Raw genomic sequence first — 2,250 nt, forward strand, 5'->3', positions numbered from 1 at the left:
GCCGATTTGTGCAACAAGGCCTCGTCACTGCGTCGGATCGTGCCCGCACCCTAGAAGTTTGCCGCAGCACCTACGCCGTCGCCGCCTGACGAATACCAACTCCGCAAGAGTGCCCAACTGCCGTCCCTTTGGGGCGGCTTTTTTTGATCGACAATCGGTCGGAGCGGCTTTATCGCGCTACCGCACCAATATCGCCGTTGGGTTTTTCTGGAATTTTATCATCGAAGTTCGAAAGGGAAGGTGGTCCTAACACCAAGACCGCATCACGCATAATTCCCATTAGACTTCCGGTATCACCGGTTGCGTCAAGTTTAACAGTTTGCAGCGCCGAAGTTTCTCGATATGTCGATGTTGCGTCGGTTGTATCGTAAAGAGAAATCATAGCGGTTTCCATCCTTCGAAGTTTCGCCGATCTTGGATTTGTTCTTGTGGTCCCTGCGGCGTATTCACGGTCTGGCGTGTCAATTGGCCTTCGGAAACAAATCCAAAGCTACCGCTGCCCACACTTTCGATAACACCACGAACCATCTGGTAATTATTAGTGGTGTTGGGTGGAACCATTGTGTTGGGATCAAAAGGTTCCGCGAGCTTCATCTGAGCGCTGTAGCTCTTATGAATATCCTTCAATCTACCATAAAATTCTGCACTTGGCTTCTCAATGTTTAGGCCAAGCGCCAATCCTTCACGGCGATTGATTGTATAGTCGTGGCTGCCAGAGTCTGCGCAAAGGAAATCGACTATTTCCTTCCGCTTTTCGGCGTCGTTAACGTGCTCGTTTAGAAGCTTTTCAGCCAAAAATCTAATCTGAGCGCGTGAACGGAATATCTCTCCGAGAACTAGCGGATGAACCTTGTTTGAGAGTTCGTTTAAGATCGAACCCAAAACCTCGTCATCTTTGATTGCGAGGTCCTGCTGAGCGGCATCTAAATAACCTCTCACGGCTTCAAAGCTTACCGGAATTCGAGCCATTTGATTTCCATTAGGAACTTGTGGCCCCAGCGCGTGTGTAAGACTTGGGTCAATAGGCCCGAGTGCCGCTTGCTTTGTCATGACGATACGATGCGCACCCAAAGAAATGAGTGTCCCGGCGCTCATCGCCTTATAAGGAATCAGGACTTCAAGTTCATCGCAAAAGGTTTTTATTAGGTTAACTAAGTGCCAAGCCGCAGCGGTGTTGCCACCGTTTGTGTGCGACAGGAGCGAAATCCGTTCGGTCGGCCCGATGTGATCAAGAACGTCAACAAAAAGGTCGATGCAGTCTGCGCCGATCTGTGTTTCTGCACCCCTGCGATCTCCGGTGACGTATGAAATGATTTTGGTCCCGCGCTATTGCTCAATATGCTCATAGAGCGGTTTGCGCGCTGCAAAATCCATCGTTCACCCGAGTGCCTGACCAAGTTTTTTCCTACTTTTTCCACCACGATATCAACAAGTCAATGATTCCGGCCAACATCGTAGGTCCAAAGGGCCAAAAAAAAGTTCAGTAGAATGTTAGCAGGATTCATGAGCTTCAAAATTTATAAATTAAATCAAGGAAAACTGGCGGAGAGACAGGGACAATCCACCAAAATCGTAAGTCATTGACTTAACTGGACATACAAGAGCGAAGGTTGCTTGTGTGTCTCACTTTGTGTGCCACTGTATAGCCCGGATGTCTCGGAAAAGTCAAAGGTATCTGTGTGGGTAACCAAAGAAGATTTTATCCATGGTATCAACTTAAGCATCAGAAAGATATGCATATTCTTGGATGTAGGTGGATATGATATTGGTTTTTGGATTGCTTGTTTGGAAACTGGATACATCGAAGATTGAGATGAGGAAGGGAACCAATCGAGTTTGAATATTTATTATAATATATTGATTATAAATGATTTAATAGAGAAGAAGATTGATTATCTGGCCAGACAGATACTAGGTCGCATCTTGTCCTATGGTGTGGGCGAGTGATTTGTCCCGCGATATCAGGGGGATATCCTCGAATGGGCAGGATCGCTGGACGACCTTCTATCCTATAGGTGGCGCGATAGGGCATGTCTCTCACGCGGAGACGTTCGGCTGCCGGGGTTCACGGCTTCTGTCCTATAGTGTCGCCTAGTGATGGTCGAGGATGACGCATCACTGCCTACGCGTGAGGAACGGACCCCGCCTATCGCTGCGCTGTTATGTAGGCGCGAAAGGGAAGCTCATGGAAAACAGACAGATATCGAACGGGAAAAGCCGCCAATGTCCGTAAGCGTCCGGTCTGACCGC

The 2,250-nt window shown here is 48.3% G+C and carries 2 protein-coding genes; both read right to left on the reverse strand.

The genetic code is table 11. The annotated features are described in order from the left end of the window. Nucleotides 1–169 precede the first annotated feature (169 nt). Nucleotides 170–382, reverse strand: coding sequence for a hypothetical protein (locus tag ACFMPD_RS17455; RefSeq protein ID WP_380997295.1), 213 nt, complete (start codon nucleotides 380–382; stop codon nucleotides 170–172). Beyond that, complete coding sequence (locus ACFMPD_RS17460; RefSeq protein WP_380997297.1) at nucleotides 379–1,314, reverse strand: SDH family Clp fold serine proteinase; 936 nt, start codon at nucleotides 1,312–1,314, stop codon at nucleotides 379–381. Before ACFMPD_RS17460 ends, ACFMPD_RS17455 begins: the two co-directional genes overlap by 4 nt. Nucleotides 1,315–2,250: the final 936 nt, after the last annotated feature.

The sequence above is a fragment of the Sedimentitalea sediminis genome, assembly GCF_042687825.1.
Taxonomy (GTDB): Bacteria; Pseudomonadota; Alphaproteobacteria; order Rhodobacterales; family Rhodobacteraceae; genus Sedimentitalea.

Excerpts from the sequence above, each read along its gene's own strand:
- ACFMPD_RS17455 (WP_380997295.1), bottom strand. The coding sequence starts at position 382 with ATGATTTCTCTTTACGATACAACCGACGCAACATCGACATATCGAGAA.